Source organism: Teichococcus aestuarii (assembly GCF_003116135.1).
Classification (GTDB): Bacteria; Pseudomonadota; Alphaproteobacteria; order Acetobacterales; family Acetobacteraceae; genus Pseudoroseomonas; species Pseudoroseomonas aestuarii.
Window position 1 is genome coordinate 71,581 of sequence record NZ_PDOA01000017.1, and the last position, 18,338, is coordinate 89,918.

The following is an 18,338-nucleotide window of genomic DNA, read 5'->3' on the forward strand; positions in this document are numbered from 1 at the left end:
CCCGGCAGGGTGGCGGTGCCGCCCTGTCAGAGCAGCCCCGCCTGCCGGAAGGAGAAGTGCCGGCCATTGCCGATCACCAGATGGTCGTGCAGGGCGAGGCCGAGCGCGGCGGCGGCACGCTGCAACTCGGCGGTCATGGCGCGGTCGGCCTCGCTGGGGGTGGGGTCGCCGCTCGGGTGGTTGTGCACCACGATCAGCGCCGTGGCGTGCAGCTCCAGGGCGCGCCGCATCACCTCGCGCGGATAGACGGGGGTATGGTTGACCGTGCCGCGTGCCTGGGCCTCGTCGGCCAGCAGGCGGTTGCGGCTGTCGAGGAACAGCACGCGGAACTGCTCAACCCGCTCCCGCGCCAGGGCGGCGTTGAGGTAGCCGAGCAGCCGCTCCCAGTTGTCCAGCACCGGCTGGTCCCGCAGCTCGGCGCGCAGCAGGCGCAGGGCGGCGGCCTGGGCGGTCTTCAGCGCGGCCATGCCGGCCTCGCCCAGCCCCTCCACCTGCCGCAGCTCGGCGACCGGCGCGCTCAGCGCGGCACCGAGGCTGCCGAAGCGGGAGAGCAGGGCACGGGCGATCGGCTTGGTGTCGCGCCGCGGCAGGGCGAGGAACAGCAGCATCTCGACCAGCTCGTGGTCGAGCAGCGCATCGGGGCCGTGCGCCAGCAGCTTCGCCCGCATCCGGGCGCGATGGCCTTCCGCGCTCATCGCCAGCGGGCGCGGCGCGGGGGTCAGGGAGTCCGGCAGGGCCGGCGGCAGGGGAAGGGCGGGGCCGGCCTCGCCCAGCCCGCGCGTCTTGCGCATGGGACCTCCGTTCTCGACCGGAGGTTGAACCGGGCAGGGTGCGCTTGTCCAGCGCCCGGATGCCACCGCCGGGCCGGCGGTGGCAGGGAACTCAGGCCTGGTAGGGGGGCTTGTGCAGCCCGGCGGGGGAGAAGGTGAACACCTCGCACCCTGTCTCGGTCACGCCCACCATGTGCTCGAACTGGGCGGAAAGGCTACGGTCGCGCGTCACGGCGGTCCAGCCATCGTCCAGCACCTTCACGTCGTGGCGGCCGGCATTCACCATCGGCTCGATGGTGAAGAACATGCCCGGCTTCAGCAGCGGCCCTTCGCCGGGGCGGCCGAAATGCAGGACGTTCGGCGCGGCGTGGAAGTGGCGGCCGATGCCGTGCCCGCAGAAATCCCGCACCACGCTGAAGCGGTGGCCCTCGACATAGCTCTGGATTGCGTGGCCGATGTCGCCGAGACGGGCGCCCGGCTTCACCGCGGCGATGCCGCGCAGCAGGCTCTCATGCGTCACGTCCATCAGCAGCCGCGCCTTGGTGCTGGGCTGGCCGGCGGCATACATGCGGCTGGTGTCGCCGTACCAGCCATCGAGGATGACGGTGACGTCGATGTTCAGGATGTCGCCATCGGCCAGCGTCTTCGTGCCCGGGATGCCGTGGCAGACGACGTGGTTGATGGAGATGCAGGAGGCGTGCTGGTAGCCCCGGTAGCCGATGGTGGCCGAGGTCCCGCCGTTCTCCTCGATGAACGCCAGGATGAGCGCGTCCAGCGCGCCCGTGGTGACCCCCGGGCGGACATGCTCGGTGATCATGTCCAGCGTCGCGGCGGCCAGCTGCCCCGCGCGGCGCATCCCTTCGAAATCTTCGGGCGCGTGCAGGATGATGCGCCGCGCCTCGGCACCGGATTGTTCCATGTCGCGCAAGATGCGCAAGACGCCCTTTGGTTGCAAGCGGCTGCCGCGCAGGGCAGGGGTGCCACCGTGGCAGGGAAGCGGGGGCGCTAGTGGCGCGGCGGGGGGCGCTCGCCGGCGGGCTGCTCCACCGTGCCCAGCGCATCGGCCAGCCGGGCATTGGCGCTGCCGCGCGGCGCCGGCTTCGGCTGGTCCGGCCCCGGCGCCCAGCCGGTCAGCACCAGCATCTCCAGCGGCATCGGCAACGTGCCCTGGGCATCCGGCCGCAGCGCGGCCAGCGCCATCGGGAACAGGGCGCGCGGCGGGATGCGCGGGTCGCGCGCCAGCACGGCGTTGCCTTCGCCCGCGGCACGCAGATCGTGCAGCAGGGCGAGCGGCGTGCGGTAGCGCAGCGGCAGCGTCTCGCGGTCGGCCACCGGCAGGGCGAAGCCGGCGCGTTGCAGCAGCGCGGCGCCGTCCCGCAGTTCGGGGAAGGGGGAGATGCGCGGGCTGAGCCCGTCGCGCAGCGCCGTCTCGGCCGCCGCCAGCGCCTCGCGCAACGGCTGCAGGGTACCGAGGGCGGGCAGGCTGGCCAGGAACAGCCCATCCGGCGCCATGGCGCGGCGGATCTGCAGCAGGGCGCCCGGCAGGTCGTTCACCCAGTGCAGCGAGAGATTGGCCACCACCAGGTCGAAGCTGCCCGGGGCGAAGGGCAGCCATTCCTCGTCGGCTGCCAGGGGCAGGCCGCCGGCACCGCCGGCCATGCGCGCCGAGAGGTCCATCGAGACCACATGGCCTACGCCGCGCGCCCGCAACGCCGGCGCCACGGCGCCGCGCCCGCCGATCTCCAGCGCGTGGCCGAACCGGCGGGTGGTGTCGTCCAGCCGGTCCAGCAGCCGCTCGGCGGCGGCCTCCAGCACGGGCGCCACCCCGGCCATGCGGGATGCCGCGCGGTCGCGCCGCCGCCGCACAAGGGTCCGGTCGAAAACCTGCATCGCATCCGCCATGCCAGGGAGATGCGCCGCCGCCGGCCGGTGCGCAAGCGTCCTTGCGGAGCCGGGGCGCGTTCCGCTAATTTCACGAAATCGTGAGCAATGTTTCCGGCCTGGACCGTCTGCGGCACGGCATGCGCCACCTGGGGCACGCGGTGCTGGACATGCTGCTGCCGCCCCGCTGCCTGGCCTGCGCCACCCCGGTGCTCGCCGAAGGCACGCTCTGTGGCGACTGCTTCCATGGCATCCGGCTGATCGGCCCGCCGCTCTGCGAGTGCTGCGGCATTCCCTTCCTGCATGCGGGGCAGGGGGAGCCGGCGCTGGGCGGCGGCCTGCTTTGCCCGCGCTGCGCGGCCGAGCCACCGCCCTACCGGAGGGCCCGCGCCGCCTATCTCTACAATGCCGGGGCGAAGCGCCTGCTGCTGCCCTTCAAATATGCCGGGCGGACCGAGCTGGCCCTGCCGCTGGCGCGGCAGATGGCACGCGCCGGCCGCGCCTTGTTGGCCGAGGCCGAGCTGCTGCTGCCGGTGCCGCTGCACCGGCGCCGGCTGCTCTCGCGCGGCTACAACCAGGCCGGGTTGCTGGCGGGGCGCCTCTCCGGCCTCAGCGGCGTGCCCTGGGCGCCGGACCTGCTGCGCCGCACGCGCCGCACCGCCGCCCTGGCCGGGCAGGGCGCGGCCGCGCGCGCGGCCCAGCTGGAGGGCGCCTTCCGCCTGGCCTCCGGCGGTGCCGCGCGGGTGGCGGGGCGGCGGCTGCTGCTGGTGGACGACGTGCTCACCTCCGGCGCCACCGCCTCGGCCTGCGCCGCCGTGCTGCTGGCGGCGGGGGCGGCGCGGGTGGAGGTGCTGGCCGCCGCCCGCGTGCCCGACCCCCGCCAGGACGAGGACACATAAGCACCGGGACGGCCCCGCAACGCTCTTGACCGCCGCCCCCGCCGGGACGATTTCTGCAGCATGGCCAAGGTTGAAATCTACACCACCGCATTCTGCCCCTATTGCTCGCGCGCCAAGCTGCTGCTTGGCCGCAAGGGAGTCGGCTTCACCGAATACGACGCGCCGAACGGCTCCCCGGAGCGCGCCGATGCCGTGCGCCGCTCCGGCGGGCGCACCACCGTGCCGCAGATCTTCATCAACGATGAAGCCATCGGTGGCTGCGACGACCTGTTCGCGCTCGACCGCGCGGGCAAGCTGGACGCCATGCTGCAGGCGGCATGACGCGGCCGGCAGACACGGAACAACCGGCCCCACGGCAACCGGAACCCGCATGATCCACTACCAGCTCCGCTGCGACCAGGACCACGGCTTCGATGGCTGGTACAAGGACAGCGCGGCATTCGAGAAGCTGTCCCAGGGGCGCATGATCGACTGCCCCGTCTGCGGCAGCAGCAAGGTCAGCCGGGCGCTGATGGCGCCGGCCATCGCCAAGGCCCGCCCCGCCGAGCCGGCGGCGTCCGATGCGCCGGCGCCCCCGCAGCCCCAGGCCTCCGGCGCTCCGCAGGCCGCCGCCGGCCCGATGCCGGCGCAGGTGATGGCGCTGCTGCAGCGCATGCGCGCCGAGGTCGAGAAGAATTGCGACTATGTCGGCGCCGACTTCGCGGAAGAGGCGCGCCGGATGCACCGCGGCGAGAGCGAGCATCGCGGCATCTATGGCGAGACCAGCGATGGCGAGGCGGAGGCCCTGCAGGAAGAGGGCATCGCCGTGGCGCGCCTACCCTGGGTGCCGCGCGCCGACGGCTGAGGCACGGCCGGTGCCTCAGCCGCTCCCCTGCGGCGCCACCAACCCGGAGCAGCTCTTCGCCGCCGGCTATTCCGCCTGCTTCTTGGGGGCGATGAAGTTCGTCGCCGGCCAGCGCAAGATCGCGGTCCCGGCTGAGGCGGCCGTCACCGCCGAAGTAGGCATCGGCCAGCGGGAGGATGGGGAGGGCTTCGGCATCACCGCCGCCCTCAGCGTCTCCCTGCCGGGGCTGGACCGGGCCGTGGCGCAGGATCTGATCGAGCGCACCCACAAGGTCTGCCCCTACAGCCACGCGCTGCGCGGCAACGTGGCGGTGGAGACCACCCTGGCCTGAGGCAGCAGGGCCGGGTGGGGAGGGGGTGCCTGCCGCCCCGTTCCTGCTCAGGCTCAGTCGCGGCGCAGGGCGGCGAGGTAGTTCACCGAGACGTCGCGGCTCTCGCGCCAGTCGCGCCCGCCCTGGACGGGGGACATGCCGGCGATGTCGGTCACCCGCAGCCCGGCGCGGCGCGCCTCGGCGCCCAGCTCGGCCGGCGTGACGAACATCTTCCAGTCATGCGTGCCGCGCGGCAGCAGGCGCAGGATGTACTCCGCCCCCACCTTGGCCAGCAGGAAGGAGCGGGGGGTGCGGTTCAGCGTGGAGAGGAAGACGAGGCCACCGGGCTTCACCAGCCCCGCCAGCGCCGCCAGGAAGGCGGGGCGGTCCGCCACGTGCTCGATCACCTCCAGCGCCACCACCGCGTCGAAGTGCCGCCCCTCGGCGGCCAGGTCCTCCGGCATGCCCTCGCGGTAGTCGATGGACAGGCCCTCCGCCGCCGCATGGGCGCGGGCGGCTTCCAGCGCGGCGGCGGCCGCGTCCAGCCCGGTGACCTGCGCCCCCATGCGCGCCAGCGCCTCGCTCGCCAGCCCGGCGCCGCAGCCGATGTCGAGCACCGAGAGGCCGGCGAGGTTGGCGCCCGGCCGCCCCTCGGCGGCGGCGAGGCGGCGGCCGATCCACTCGGTGCGCAGCGGGTTCATCCGGTGCAGCGGCGCCATCGGGCCCGAGGGGTCCCACCAGCGCGCGGCCAGGGCGTCGAACTTCGCGATCTCGTCGGCACGGGCGGTGGGGGTGGGCTGGGGCATGGCACGCTCTCCGGGCTGGCGGGCGCGTGATGCCGGTTGCGGCCACGCGCTCCGCCCGTTATCTGTCGCACCCCCTCGCGGGCCGCAACCGCGGCTGTGGCACAATCCCTCTCGGACCGTTCCTTCAGGACCGGCATGGCACGCCCATAATGGCACGTATCGTGATGAAGTTCGGCGGCACCTCCGTCGCCGATCTGGACCGTATCCGCAACGTCGCCAACCGGGTGAAACGGGAAGTCGACGCCGGCAACGAGGTGGCGGTGGTGGTCTCCGCCATGTCCGGCGTCACCAACCAGCTGGTGAAGTGGTGCCAGGACCTCTCCCCCCTGCATGATGCGCGGGAATACGACACCGTGGTCGCCACCGGCGAGCAGGTGACGATCGGGCTGCTGGCCATCGCGCTGCAGACCATCGGCGTCGATGCCCGCTCCTGGCAGGGCTGGCAGGTGCCGGTCCGCACCGATGCCGCGCACGGCAAGGCGCGGGTCGAGGAGATCGAGGGCGCGGCGCTGATCGAGCGCATGAAGATGGGCCAGGTGCCGGTGGTGGCGGGGTTCCAGGGGATCGGCCCGGACAACCGCGTGACCACGCTGGGCCGTGGCGGCTCCGACCTCTCGGCGGTGGCGATCGCCGCCGCGGTGAAGGCCGACCGCTGCGACATCTATACCGATGTGGACGGGGTCTACACCACCGACCCCCGCATCGTGCCGAAGGCGCGCAAGCTGCCGGCGGTGGCCTATGAAGAGATGCTGGAACTGGCCTCGGTCGGCGCCAAGGTGCTGCAGACGCGGTCGGTCGAGCTGGCGATGAAGCAGCGGGTCCGGGTGCAGGTGCTCTCCTCCTTCGAGGACAAGCCCGGCTCGATGGTCGTGGATGAGGATGAGATCGTGGAACAGCCGCTGGTGACGGGCGTCGCCTATTCCCGGGACGAGGCGAAGGTCACGCTGCGCCGGGTGCCGGACAAGCCGGGCATCGCCGCGCATGTGTTCGGCCCGCTCTCGGCCGCGAATGTCAACGTCGACATGATCGTGCAGAACCTGGGCGCCGACGGCACCACGGACATGACCTTCACCGTGGGCAAGACCGACCTGCCGCGCGCCAAGGCCGTGCTGGAGGAGCAGCGCCCCACCATCGGCTTCGAGGCCATGCTGGCCGACCCGGATGTCGCCAAGATCTCCATCGTCGGCATCGGCATGCGCAGCCATGCGGGCGTGGCCGCCACCATGTTCAAGTCGCTGGCCGAGAAGGGCATCAACATCCAGGTCATCTCCACCTCGGAGATCAAGACCTCGGTGCTGGTCGGCGCCGAGTACACGGAGCTGGCGGTGCGCGCCCTGCACACCGCCTACGGCCTGGACGCCGAGGGCTGATGCCCATGGACGCGCCCCTGGACAGCCCCCGCGCCGAGAGCAGCCCCCGGCCGGAGATGGCGGCGATCGACGCGCTGATGGCGCGTGGCGCCGCCTTCCTGGGCGTGCGCCACGCCATCCTGGGCGGCGCCATGAGCTGGGTGAGCGAGCGGAACCTGGTCTCCGCCCTCTCCAATGCCGGCGCCTTCGGCGTCATCGCCTGTGGCGCGATGATGCCGGAGCGGCTGGCCGAGGAGATCGCCGCCACCCAGGCGCTCACGCAGAAGCCCTTCGGCGTCAACCTGATCACCATGCACCCGAAGCTGATGGAGCTGGTGCAGGTCTGCCTGGACGCGAAGGTCGGCCACATCGTCTTCGCCGGCGGCATCCCGCCCGGGCCCGCCATCAAGGCGGCCAAGGAGGGCGGGGCCAAGGTCATCTGCTTCGCCCCCGCTCTGGCGCTCGCCAAGAAGCTGGTGCGCTCCGGCGCCGATGCGCTGGTGATCGAGGGCTCCGAGGCCGGCGGGCATATCGGCCCGGTCAGCCTGACGGTGCTGGCGCAGGAGATCCTGCCGCATATCCGCGACGTGCCCGTGTTCGTGGCGGGCGGCATCGGCCGCGGCGAGGCCATCCTCTCCTATCTGGAGATGGGCGCGGCCGGCGTGCAGCTCGGCACCCGCTTCGTCTGCGCCACCGAGTGCGTGGCGCACCCGAACTTCAAGCGCGCCTTCCTGCGCGGCGCGGCGCGCGACGCGCTGCCCACCGTGCAGCTCGACCCGCACTTCCCCGTCATCCCCGTCCGTGCCCTGCAGAACGAGGGCACCCGCCGCTTCCTGGAGCACCAGGCCGAGGTGGTGCGCCGCTTCAAGGCGGGCGAGCTGGACAAGGAGGCCGCGCAGCTCGACATCGAGCACTACTGGGCGGGCGCCCTGCGCCGCGCCGTGGTGGATGGCGATGTGGAGAATGGCAGCCTGATGGCTGGCCAGAGCGTTGGCCTGGTGACGCGGGAGCAGCCCGCCGCCGAGATCATCGCCGAATTGCTGGACCAGGCCGCGACGGCCCTTGCGGCGCGCCGCGCCGGCGGCTGAGCATGATCCCCGGCGGCCCTTCGCCGGGGTGGGGAGACCGCTTCATCGTGTCACGGTTGGTCGCGGCTGCCGCCGCGCGATAGGTGTTTTCACGTGCCCTATGACCTGAAGCGTTCGAACCGCTCCAACGAGAACCCCGCCGAGGCCCTGCGCGTCGGCGAGGAATTGCGGGAAGCCCGGCTCTCCCTCGGCATCAGCCTGGAGGAGATGGCGGAGCGGCTGCGCATCAACCGCCGCTACATCGCGGCGCTGGAGGATGGCCGGGTGGCCGACCTGCCGGGCGCGGCCTATGGCATCGGCTTCGTGCGCAGCTACGCCCAGGCCATGGGGCTGGACGCGCCGGACCTGGTGCGCCGCTTCCGCGAGGGGGCGGGGCAGGGGCCGCGCGGCAAGGATCTCGTCTTCCCCGAGCCGGTGCCGGAGCGCGGCGTGCCGACCGGCGCCATCATCCTGGTGGGGGCCGTGCTGGCCATCGGCGCCTATGCCGGCTGGTACCGCTGGAGCGGCTCGGGCGAGCGCACGGTGGATGCGGTGCCGGCCCTGCCGCCACGGCTGGAGCAGGCGGCGCGCGAGGCCGGCTCGCCGCCGCTGCCCGGCGTGACCCAGCGCGAGGCGCCTGCCGCGCCCGCGCCCGTCACCAGCCCGCCCGTGACGGTGCCGCCTGTCTCGGCGCCTCCTGCCGCCACGCCTCCCACCGCCACCCCGCCGGGAGCCGCCTCCTCCGGTACCGCCGCCTCCTCCGGCGCCGCGCCGACCGCTGCCGGGCCGCAGCAGGCCCCCCGCGCGGTGGCTCCGGGCGGCGGCGCCGCGCCGGCCATCCCGCCCGTGGTGCCGCCGCCGGCCGCGCCGCCCGCCGCGACGCCGCCAGCCGCTTCCCCGCCCGCCGAGGCCGCGCCGCCGGCCAACCGCATCGTGCTGCGCGCCACCCAGGAGAGCTGGATCCGGGTGCGGGAGGCCCGGGGCAACCGTGTGGTGTTCGAGCGGGTGCTGCGCCCGGGCGAGACCTACGAGGTGCCGCAGACCCCTGGCCTGCTGCTCAACACCGGCCGCATCGAGGGGCTGGTGGCCGAGGTGGATGGCGTGGCCTCGCCGGCCTTCGCCGACAATATCGGCGTGCGGCGGGACATCCTGCTGGACCCGGCCCGGCTGCGCGAGGCGCAGCCCGGCCAGCTCCCCACCCGCTGAGGGCCGCCACGAAAGCGTAACACGCCGCGGCCCCGGGAAACGCGGCCCCCGGCAGGTCCGTGACTTGGCCGGCGGGCGCTGTGCTGCCATATCGGCCCCATGCCGAAGCGGGAGGCCTGACCGCCATGTCCTATCGTCCCTACCAGCAGATCCTGCGCCGCAAGTCCCGGCAGATCCGTGTCGGCAAGGTGCTGGTCGGCGGAGACGCGCCCGTCTCCATCCAGACCATGACCAACACCCTGACCCAGGATGCCGCCGCGACCATCGCGCAGATCCGCCTCTCCGAGCTGGCGGGGGTGGATATCGTCCGCGTCTCCTGCCCCGACGAGGAATCGACCGCCGCTCTCGCCGAGATCGTGCGCGAGGTGAACGTGCCGATCGTGGCGGACATCCACTTCCACTACAGGCGCGCCATCGAGGCCGCCGAGGCGGGCGCCGCCTGCCTGCGCATCAACCCGGGCAATATCGGCTCGAAGGAGCGCGTGAAGGAGGTCGTGAAGGCCGCGCGCGACCATGGCTGCTCCATCCGCATCGGCGTCAATGCCGGCAGCCTGGAGCGGCACCTGCTGGAGAAGTATGGCGAGCCGAACCCGGAGGCGCTGGTGGAATCCGCCCTCTGGCACGCCGCCCACCTGCAGGAGCTGGACTTCCACGAGTTCAAGATCAGCGTGAAGGCGTCCGACGTGTTCCTGGCCGTCGCCGCCTACCAGCAGCTGGCCGAGGCCTGCGACCACCCGCTGCACATCGGCATCACCGAGGCGGGCGGCAAGCGCACCGGCACGGTGAAGTCCTCGATTGGCCTCGGTTCCCTGCTCTGGGCCGGCATCGGGGACACGATGCGCGTCTCCCTCTCCGCCGAGCCGGAGGAGGAGGTGCATGTGGGCTGGGACATCCTGAAGTCGCTCGGCATCCGCCACCGCGGCGTCAAGATCATCTCCTGCCCCTCCTGCGCCCGGCAGGGCTTCAACGTCATCAAGACGGTGGAGGCGCTGGAGGAGCGGCTGGCGCATATCGAGACGCCGCTGACGCTCTCCATCATCGGCTGCGTGGTGAACGGGCCGGGCGAGGCGCTGATGACCGATATCGGTGTCACGGGGGGCGGCGCGGGGCGGCATATGGTGTATCACGCCGGCCGCACCGACCACACCGTGGCGGGCGAGAACATGGTCGATCACATCGTGGAACTGGTCGAGAAGAAGGCCGCGGAGATCGCCGCGGCTCCGGCCAGCCAGGCGGCGGAGTAACTGTCTTGAGCGGAATGCAGCCGGTACGCGGCACCAAGGACCTGATCGGCGAAGGCTTCCGCCGCCACCACCACGTCATCGAGACGGCGCGCCACGTCACCACCCTCTACGGGCTGGAGGAGTGGGCGACGCCGATCTTCGAGGCCACCGGCGTCTTCGCCCGCACCCTGGGCGACACCTCCGACGTGGTGACGAAGGAGATGTACACCTTCGAGGACCGTGGCGGCGATTCCGTCACGCTGCGGCCCGAGAACACGGCGGGCATCTGCCGGGCGCTGGTCTCGAACGGGCTGACCCAGGGCGGCCTGCCCCGCAAGGTGTTCTATGCCGGCCCGATGTTCCGCTACGAGCGGCCGCAGAAGGGCCGCTACCGGCAGTTCCACCAGATCGGCGCCGAGATCCTGGGCGCGGCCGAGCCGCTGGCCGATGCCGAGGTGATCGCCTGCGGCTGGCAGATCCTGCAGCATCTCGGCATCGATGACGGGGTGGTGCTGGAGATCAACACGCTGGGCGACGCCACCAGCCGCGACGCCTACCGCGCCGCGCTGGTCGCCTACTTCACCGAGCACCGGGAGAAGCTCTCCGCCGACAGCCAGCTGCGGCTGGAGAAGAACCCGATGCGCATCCTCGACAGCAAGGATGCCGGGGACCGCGCCCTGGTGGCCGACGCCCCCACCATCCACGAGTACCTGACGCCCGAGGCGGCCGAGTTCTACGCCGCCGTGAAGCGCCATCTCGACCTGCTGGGCGTGCCCTACCGCGACAATCCGCGCATCGTGCGGGGGCTCGACTACTACAGCCACACCGCCTTCGAGTTCGTCACCGACCGGCTGGGCGCGCAGGGCACGGTGATGGCCGGCGGCCGCTATGACGGGCTGGTGCAGGAGATGGGCGGCCCGCCTACGCCTTGCGTCGGCTGGGCGGCGGGGGTGGAGCGCCTGGCGGAACTGCTGGAGGAGACGCCGGAGGCCAGCCCGCCGGTCGCCGTCATCCCCGTCAGCGCCGCCGAGGAGGCGCCGGCCCTGCTGCTGACGCAGACGCTGCGCGCCTCCGGCGTGCCGGCCGAGATCGCCTACAAGGGCAACCTCAAGAAGCGCATGGAGCGGGCCAACCGCACCGGCGCGCAGGCCGCCGTGATCCTCGGCGAGAGCGAGGTGGCCGAGGGCGTGGTGGTGGTCCGCAACCTCTCGGACGGCACGCAGGAGCGCGTCGGCATGCCGGGCCTGCTCTCGGCGCTGGCCGCCGCGGGCGTGGTGGACGCCATGCTGGAGCAGGTGGTCGAAGGGCTGGAGGAAGGCCTCGGCCCCGACCCGGACGACGCCGAGGACTGATCCCTTCCGGCGCGGCCTCGCGGCCGCGCCGCCGCTGTTTGAACTTTGAATGGCAGGCGGCCACCCGGCCCGCTTGCCATGGACCGATCGCATGAGCCTTTCCGAGAAGCTGGACCGCGTCCTCTACCGCGCCGACGAGCTGCGCGCCCTGCTGGAGACGGCGGATGGCGCACAGGTAGGGGTGCTGTCGAAGGAGCTGTCCGAGCTGGAGCCGCTGGTGGCGCGGGTGAACGCCCTGCGCGCCGCCGAGCGCGCCCGCGATGAGGCGGAGGCGCTGATGGCCGACCCCGAGATGCGCGAGCTGGCGGAGGCCGAGTTCTACGCCCAGCGCGACGCCGTGCCGGCGCTGGAGCGGGAGATCCGCCTGGCGCTGCTGCCGCGCGACGCGGCGGATGAGGGCAGCGCCATCCTGGAGATCCGCCCCGCCGCCGGCGGAGACGAGGCGGGGCTGTTCGCCGCCGAGCTGTTCGCCGCCTACCAGCGCTACGCGCCGACGCGCGGCTGGCGCTTCGGCATCCTCGACTATGACGAGTCCGAGCTGGGCGGCATCCGGGGCGCGGTGGCCGAGATCGAGGGCAGGGGGGTGTTCGCCCGGCTGAAGTTCGAGAGTGGCGTGCATCGGGTGCAGCGCGTGCCGGCCACCGAGACGCAGGGGCGCATCCACACCTCCACCGTGACGGTGGCGGTGCTGCCGCAGGCGGAGGAGGTGGATGTGCAGATCAACGAGAGCGACCTGCGGATCGACACCTACCGCGCCAGCGGCGCCGGCGGCCAGCACGTCAACAAGACGGACAGCGCCGTGCGCATCACCCACATCCCCACCGGCACGGTGGTGGCGATGCAGGAGGAGCGCAGCCAGCACAAGAACCGCGCCAAGGCGATGAAGGTGCTGCGCGCCCGGCTCTACGAGGCGCAGCGCAGCCAGGCCAGCGCCAGCCGCTCGGCCGACCGGCGCGCCCAGGTCGGCACCGGCGACCGCTCGGAGCGCATCCGCACCTACAACTTCCCGCAGGGGCGGGTGACGGACCACCGCATCGGCCTGACCCTGCACAAGATCGACCGCGTCATGCAGGGCGAGTTCGACGAGCTGTTCGACGCGCTGACCGCCGAGGACGAGGCGGCGCGGCTGGCGGCCGAAGGTGTCTGACGCCGGGTGCCCCGATCCGGCAGGCAGCGTCGGCGGCTTCCTCTGCCGGGCCGGGCAGCATCTGCGCGCCGCCGCCATCGAGGCGCCGCGGCTGGAGGCCCGCCTGCTGCTGGCTGAGGCCATGGGGGTGGAGCAGGCGGCGCTGCTGCGCGAGCCCCGCGCCCCGGTGCCGCCCGAGGCCGCCACCCGCTTCGGCGACCTGCTGCGCCGCCGGCTGGCGCATGAGCCGATGGCCTTTCTGCTCGGCCGCCAGGGCTTCTGGACGCTGGAGCTGGAAGTCTCGCCCGAGACGCTGATCCCGCGCGCGGATTCGGAGGCGATCGTCGAGGCGGCGCTGGCGGCATTTCCCCGGCCGGGGGCGCGCGTGCTGGACCTCGGCACCGGCACGGGATGCCTGCTGCTGGCGGTGCTCTCGGAATGGCCGGAAGCCTTCGGGGTGGGGGTGGATCTCGCTCCCGGCGCCGCCGCGCTGGCGGCCCGCAACGCGGCCACCAACGGCCTGGGCGGGCGGTCCGCCTTCCTGGCAGGCGACTGGGCCACGGCGCTCTCCGGCCGGTTCGACCTGGTGCTGTCCAACCCGCCCTATATCGAGAGCGCCGCCATTCCCGCCCTGATGCCCGAGGTGGCGGCGCATGAGCCGGCGCGGGCGCTGGATGGCGGCGCGGACGGGCTGGAGGCCTATCGGCGCATCGTCGCGGCGCTTCCCGCCCTGCTCCAGCCGCAGGGCTGCGCCGTGCTGGAGTTGGGGCTGGGCCAGCGCGAGGCGGTTTCCGCCCTTGCGGAGGCGGCGGGGCTTGCGATTCGCGGCTGCCATGCCGATCTGGGTGGCGTCGAGCGGGCCCTGGTTCTGGGCCGCCAAGCGGGGCTGGGCTGAAAAAACCGTTTGGCGGCGGTGCAGCACGCCGCTAGGGTGGCTTTGCGGCCCCGGGCGGATGATCCCCCCGGTTGGACACGCCGGGAAGGCCCATGTGGCGGAATGCCATCGCCCCCCGGCCCCGCAGCGATGCAACTCCATCAGCAAGCCCCCTGGTGCGCTGTGGTCCGTGATGGATCACCTCTCCACCAGATGGCGCGAGCATGAGACGGCGAACGCAACACCGATGAACATGAAACGCATGCGCGGCCGCGGCGGCCATCGCCATGGTGGCGGCGGCGGTGGCGGCGGCGGCGGCGGTCAATTCCGCCAAAGCAACCACCAGCCCATGAACCGCAACCATGTGTTCGACTCGAACGGGCCGGACATGCGGCTGCGTGGCACGGCCCAGCAGCTCTTCGAGAAGTATCTGCAGCTCGGGCGCGACGCGACGGGCGCCGGTGACCGCGTGATGGCCGAGAGCTACTTCCAGCACGCCGAGCACTATTTCCGCATCCTCAACGCCATGGCCCAGGCCGTGCAGGCGCAGCAGGGCCAGGCGCCGCGGCGCCAGCAGAACGGCGCCGACGGCCAGGAAGGCGGCGGAGGAGAAGGGGAGGGCGGCGAGATGAGCGGCCAGTCCCAGTCCGGTGGCTACGAGCCGGACGGCAACGAGCCGGCTGAGCAGCGCGAGACGGTTCAGTAACCCCATTCCTGGCGGGGCGCGGCCATGTGGGCCGCCCCCGCCGGTGGGTTTCGCCGCCCGGCCGCCCGGGCGCGGTTCTCCTCAGGCGGCGGTTTCCAGCGCCTCCAGCGCGTCGCCCAGCGCGACCTTGCCGCCTTCCACCACGGTGGCGTGCACCCCCAGATCGGCATGGCCGAAATGCTGCCGCAGCAGGCGCGGCACGTCGGCATCCCGCTCGCCCGTCTGCAGGTTCACCTGCGTGGCCGGGCAGCGCACGGTGCGCTTGAACACCGAGAGCCGGGCGCCGCCCAGCAGCACCTCCTGCCCCACCCAGCCGAACTCCGCCCAGGCCGGCAGGCCGGTGAAGTAGATGTTGGCGCGGAAACGCAGCGGGTCGAGCCGCAGGCCGGTGGCCTTCTCGAGCGCCGCGATGCTGGCCATGTTGATCAGCGAGATGCCCTTGGCCTTCTGGTCGGTGAAGGCGTGGCCGGGCGCCTCGGTGAAGCGCGGCGTGCCGCGCGCCTCCTCGCCCAGGTAGCGGGTCAGCAGCGCGGCGATGGCGGCGCGGCCCTCGGCGGTGCGGGTGTCGGCCTGCAGCGGGGCCTCGCCCGGCACGCGCAGGGACAGGATGCCGGCGCGGTCGTCATAGGCGGAGGCGACGAGCGCCAGCCGGGCATTGGCCATCAGGCAGGCGAAGTTCTGCTTGGGCAGGAAACGCGGCGCCGCTTCCTCGAAGGGCGCATCGCCCTGCACGAGCGCGAAGCGGCGGTCATGGGCGATGCACTCGCCGGGGCGCAGCTCCACCGCCTCCAGCGCCTCGGCCGAGAGGCCCTTCACGGGGTAGCGGTAGAGATGCTCGACGCGCATAGGCTCAGCTCCTGCTTTTTTCGCGCACGCGCCCTTGAAGGGCCGTGTTTCCCCATACCACATTCGATCTGACAGCGGTGCCCGGTGTCGCCTTCGGGGGCGTCGGGGCCGGTTGCCTCACCGGAGGGACCATCACATGGACATCGAGAAATTCACCGAGCGCGCCCGCGGCTTCCTGCAGGCAGCACAGACCATCGCGATCCGCGAATACCACCAGCGCATCACCGCCGAGCACCTGCTGAAGGCGCTGCTCGACGACGAGCAGGGTGCCGCCGCCGGCCTGATCCGCGCCGCCGGCGCCGACCCGAAGCCGGTGCTGGAGAAGGTCGAGGCCGAGCTGGCCAGGCTGCCGCGCGTGCAGGGTGGCGGCGCCGGGCAGCCGCAGTTCATGCCGGACATCGTGCGCGTGCTGGACGCGGCGCAGCAGCAGGCGAACAAGGCCGGCGACGCCTATGTGGCGCAGGACCGGCTGCTGACCGCGCTCGCCGCGAGCGACACGCCGGCCGGCCGCGCGCTGGTCGCCGCCGGCGCCACGGCGCAGAAGCTGGATGGGGCGATCGCCGCCATCCGCAAGGGCCGCACCGTGGACAGCGCCAATGCCGAGCAGCAGTTCGACGCGCTGAAGAAGTTCGCCCGCGACCTCACCGCCGCGGCGCGCGAGGGCAAGCTCGACCCGGTGATCGGTCGTGACGAGGAGATCCGCCGCGCCATCCAGGTGCTGGCGCGGCGCACCAAGAACAATCCGGTGCTGATCGGCGAGCCGGGCGTGGGCAAGACCGCCATCGTCGAGGGGCTGGCGCTGCGCATCGTCAATGGCGACGTGCCGGAGGCGCTGCGCGACAAGAAGGTGCTGGCGCTCGACCTCGGCGCCATGGTGGCCGGCGCCAAGTACCGCGGCGAGTTCGAGGAGCGGCTGAAGGGCGTGCTCACCGAGGTCGAGAAGGCCGCGGGCGAAATCGTCCTCTTCATCGACGAGATGCACACGCTGGTGGGCGCGGGCAAGGCGGATGGCGCGATGGACGCCTCCAACCTGCTGAAGCCGGCCCTGGCGCGTGGCGAGCTGCACTGCATCGGCGCGACCACGCTGGATGAATACCGCAAGCATGTGGAGAAGGACGCGGCGCTGGCGCGGCGCTTCCAGCCGGTGTTCGTGGGCGAGCCGACGGTGGAGGACACAATCTCCATCCTGCGCGGCATCAAGGAGAAGTACGAGCTGCACCACGGCGTGCGGATCGCCGACTCCGCGCTGGTGGCGGCGGCGACGCTGTCCAACCGCTACATCACCGACCGCTTCCTGCCCGACAAGGCTATCGACCTGATGGACGAGGCGGCGAGCCGCCTGCGGATGCAGGTGGACAGCAAGCCGGAGGAGCTGGACGAGGTGGACCGGCGCCTGCTGATGCTCAAGATCGAGCGCGAGGCGCTGAAGAAGGAGGAGGACACGGCGAGCCGCGATCGCCTGGTTCGGCTGGAGCGCGAGCTGTCCGAGCTGGAGGAGCGCTCCAACGCCATGGCCGCGGCCTGGCAGGCGGAGAAGGACAAGCTCGGCGCCGCCCAGAAGGCCAAGGAGGAGCTGGACCGCGCCCGCACCGAGGTGGAGGTGGCGCAGCGCAAGGGCGACTACGCCCGCGCCGGCGAGCTGACCTACAGCGTGATCCCGAAGCTGGAGCGGCAGATCGCCGAGGCAGGGGGCGAGGGCGGCAAGCTGGTCAACGAGGCGGTGACCGACGAGGGCATCGCCGCCGTGGTCAGCCGCTGGACCGGCATCCCGGTGGACAAGATGCTGGAGGGCGAGCGCGCCAAGCTGATGCGCATGGAGGACATGCTCCGCCAGCGCGTGGTCGGCCAGGAGGAGGCGCTGGAGGCGGTGTCGAAGGCAGTGCGGCGCGCCCGCGCCGGGCTGCAGGACCCGAACCGGCCGATGGGCTCCTTCCTGTTCCTGGGGCCCACCGGCGTCGGCAAGACCGAGCTGACCAAGGCCATTGCCGGCTTCCTGTTCGACGATGAGAAGGCGCTGCTGCGGATCGACATGTCGGAGTACATGGAGAAGCACGCGGTGGCCCGGCTGATCGGCGCGCCCCCCGGCTATGTCGGCTATGAGGAGGGCGGCGCGCTGACCGAGGCGGTGCGGCGCCGGCCCTACCAGGTGATCCTGTTCGACGAGGTGGAGAAGGCGCATGAGGACGTGTTCAACGTCCTGCTCCAGGTGCTCGACGACGGGCGGCTGACGGACGGGCAGGGGCGGACGGTCGATTTCCGCAACACCCTGATCGTGCTGACCAGCAATCTCGGCTCCGAGATCCTGGCGGCGCAGCCTGAAGGCGAGGATGTGGACCTGGTGCGCGGGCAGGTGATGAACGTGGTGCGCAGCCGCTTCCGCCCCGAGTTCCTCAACCGGCTGGACGAGATCGTGCTGTTCCGGCGCCTAGCGCGGAAGGATATGGGCTCGATCGTGCAGATCCAGCTTGGCCGGCTGCGCCAGCTGCTGGAGGACCGCAAGATCACGCTGGAGCTCGACCCGTCGGCGACCGACTGGCTGGCCGAGGCGGGGTACGACCCCGTCTATGGCGCGCGCCCGCTGAAGCGGGTGATCCAGCGCAACCTGCAGGACCAGCTCGCCGGCCTGCTCCTGGAGGGCCGCGTGACCGATGGCAGCGCGGTTAAGGTGACGGCGGGTGTCGAGGGGTTGGAACTCGCGGTGTAGGTTTTTTGAACCGCCTGCGGAATTTCCGTTAAACCTGTTTGACAGGGATGGGAGCCGGACGTAAAAGCCGGCTCCCGACGCTGAGGCGCTTCGAAAGAAACGGTTTCAGCGAGGGCGCCAAAAAGATTTGGCGGGGCGGTTGACGGGGCCGGAGAGCGGCGCTAGATACCCCACCCCGCCAGGAACTCTGGCGAGGTTGAGCGAGAGGTTCATGCGGCGGATTGCTGCATTGCACCGCAAAGCTCAAGCGTTGATTGAAAATCGCATCGGGTTTTCTGGAAGTATTAAGAAGCTTGGTTTGGTTTGACCTTTTTTAGGTTGGGCTGAGTGGGTTTCATGCTTTTGGGGATGTTCTGTCTGAGCTGCCTTTTGGGG

Annotated in this window: 18 protein-coding genes; 13 read left to right on the forward strand and 5 right to left on the reverse strand. The window is 72.1% G+C overall.

Annotated elements, in window-relative coordinates; all coding sequences use genetic code 11:
• Positions 1–26: 26 nt before the first annotated feature.
• From radC to CR165_RS19215, 3 genes are all read right to left on the reverse strand, one after another.
• Positions 27–791, reverse strand: a complete 765-nt coding sequence (radC, locus tag CR165_RS19205) for a RadC family protein (protein WP_109518559.1) — start codon at positions 789–791, stop codon at positions 27–29.
• A gap of 91 nt (positions 792–882) precedes the next feature.
• Positions 883–1,689, reverse strand: a complete 807-nt coding sequence (gene map / locus CR165_RS19210; protein ID WP_109518580.1) for a type I methionyl aminopeptidase — start codon at positions 1,687–1,689, stop codon at positions 883–885.
• An 86-nt stretch (positions 1,690–1,775) separates the two neighbouring features.
• On the reverse strand, positions 1,776–2,672 hold the full coding sequence (locus CR165_RS19215; protein WP_109518560.1) for a methyltransferase domain-containing protein: 897 nt from the start codon (positions 2,670–2,672) through the stop codon (positions 1,776–1,778).
• An 80-nt stretch (positions 2,673–2,752) separates the two neighbouring features.
• Between CR165_RS19215 and CR165_RS19220 the strand changes: the two genes are divergently transcribed.
• From CR165_RS19220 to CR165_RS19235, 4 genes are read left to right on the forward strand one after another with little or no spacing between them, the layout of a single operon-like run.
• Positions 2,753–3,550, forward strand: coding sequence for a double zinc ribbon domain-containing protein (locus tag CR165_RS19220; protein ID WP_367604272.1), 798 nt, complete (start codon positions 2,753–2,755; stop codon positions 3,548–3,550).
• A gap of 60 nt (positions 3,551–3,610) precedes the next feature.
• A complete protein-coding gene (gene grxC / locus CR165_RS19225) occupies positions 3,611–3,871 on the forward strand; it encodes a glutaredoxin 3 (RefSeq protein WP_109518561.1) in 261 nt (86 codons plus the stop codon).
• Positions 3,872–3,920: 49 nt separating this feature from the next.
• Positions 3,921–4,394: a DUF1178 family protein gene (locus CR165_RS19230; RefSeq protein ID WP_109518562.1), complete on the forward strand. Its 474-nt coding sequence runs from the start codon at positions 3,921–3,923 to the stop codon at positions 4,392–4,394.
• Between the two features lie 10 nt (positions 4,395–4,404).
• Positions 4,405–4,725, forward strand: a complete 321-nt coding sequence (locus tag CR165_RS19235) for an Ohr family peroxiredoxin (protein ID WP_456316324.1) — start codon at positions 4,405–4,407, stop codon at positions 4,723–4,725.
• A gap of 53 nt (positions 4,726–4,778) precedes the next feature.
• Here the strand turns inward: CR165_RS19235 and ubiG are convergent, their stop codons facing one another.
• The gene (gene ubiG, locus CR165_RS19240; protein WP_109518564.1) at positions 4,779–5,510 is read right to left on the reverse strand and encodes a bifunctional 2-polyprenyl-6-hydroxyphenol methylase/3-demethylubiquinol 3-O-methyltransferase UbiG; all 732 of its coding nucleotides are present in this window, start codon (positions 5,508–5,510) and stop codon (positions 4,779–4,781) included.
• Between the two features lie 149 nt (positions 5,511–5,659).
• Here ubiG and CR165_RS19245 point away from each other — a divergent pair, with 149 nt between their 5' ends.
• From CR165_RS19245 to CR165_RS19280, 8 genes are all read left to right on the forward strand, one after another.
• A complete protein-coding gene (locus CR165_RS19245) occupies positions 5,660–6,880 on the forward strand; it encodes an aspartate kinase (RefSeq protein ID WP_109518565.1) in 1,221 nt (406 codons plus the stop codon).
• Positions 6,881–6,885: 5 nt separating this feature from the next.
• The gene (locus tag CR165_RS19250; RefSeq protein ID WP_456316325.1) at positions 6,886–7,947 is read left to right on the forward strand and encodes an NAD(P)H-dependent flavin oxidoreductase; all 1,062 of its coding nucleotides are present in this window, start codon (positions 6,886–6,888) and stop codon (positions 7,945–7,947) included.
• A gap of 93 nt (positions 7,948–8,040) precedes the next feature.
• Entirely contained in the window at positions 8,041–9,132 is a 1,092-nt protein-coding gene (locus CR165_RS19255) for a helix-turn-helix domain-containing protein (RefSeq protein ID WP_109518566.1), read from the forward strand.
• Between the two features lie 125 nt (positions 9,133–9,257).
• Positions 9,258–10,376 carry a flavodoxin-dependent (E)-4-hydroxy-3-methylbut-2-enyl-diphosphate synthase gene (gene ispG / locus CR165_RS19260; protein WP_109518567.1) on the forward strand — a complete coding sequence of 373 codons (1,119 nt, stop codon included), beginning with the start codon at positions 9,258–9,260 and terminating at the stop codon, positions 10,374–10,376.
• A 5-nt stretch (positions 10,377–10,381) separates the two neighbouring features.
• Complete coding sequence (gene hisS, locus CR165_RS19265; protein ID WP_245906594.1) at positions 10,382–11,707, forward strand: histidine--tRNA ligase; 1,326 nt, start codon at positions 10,382–10,384, stop codon at positions 11,705–11,707.
• A gap of 91 nt (positions 11,708–11,798) precedes the next feature.
• Positions 11,799–12,854, forward strand: a complete 1,056-nt coding sequence (gene prfA, locus CR165_RS19270) for a peptide chain release factor 1 (RefSeq protein ID WP_109518569.1) — start codon at positions 11,799–11,801, stop codon at positions 12,852–12,854.
• Complete coding sequence (gene prmC / locus CR165_RS19275) at positions 12,847–13,728, forward strand: peptide chain release factor N(5)-glutamine methyltransferase (protein ID WP_109518570.1); 882 nt, start codon at positions 12,847–12,849, stop codon at positions 13,726–13,728. Before prfA ends, prmC begins: the two co-directional genes overlap by 8 nt.
• A 328-nt stretch (positions 13,729–14,056) precedes the next feature.
• On the forward strand, positions 14,057–14,413 hold the full coding sequence (locus tag CR165_RS19280; RefSeq protein ID WP_379652348.1) for a DUF4167 domain-containing protein: 357 nt from the start codon (positions 14,057–14,059) through the stop codon (positions 14,411–14,413).
• Positions 14,414–14,494: 81 nt separating this feature from the next.
• Here CR165_RS19280 and CR165_RS19285 read toward each other — a convergent pair whose 3' ends face one another.
• On the reverse strand, positions 14,495–15,259 hold the full coding sequence (locus CR165_RS19285; RefSeq protein WP_109518572.1) for an MOSC domain-containing protein: 765 nt from the start codon (positions 15,257–15,259) through the stop codon (positions 14,495–14,497).
• A 136-nt stretch (positions 15,260–15,395) separates the two neighbouring features.
• Here CR165_RS19285 and clpB point away from each other — a divergent pair, with 136 nt between their 5' ends.
• Complete coding sequence (gene clpB, locus CR165_RS19290) at positions 15,396–17,963, forward strand: ATP-dependent chaperone ClpB (RefSeq protein WP_109518573.1); 2,568 nt, start codon at positions 15,396–15,398, stop codon at positions 17,961–17,963.
• Positions 17,964–18,338: the final 375 nt, after the last annotated feature.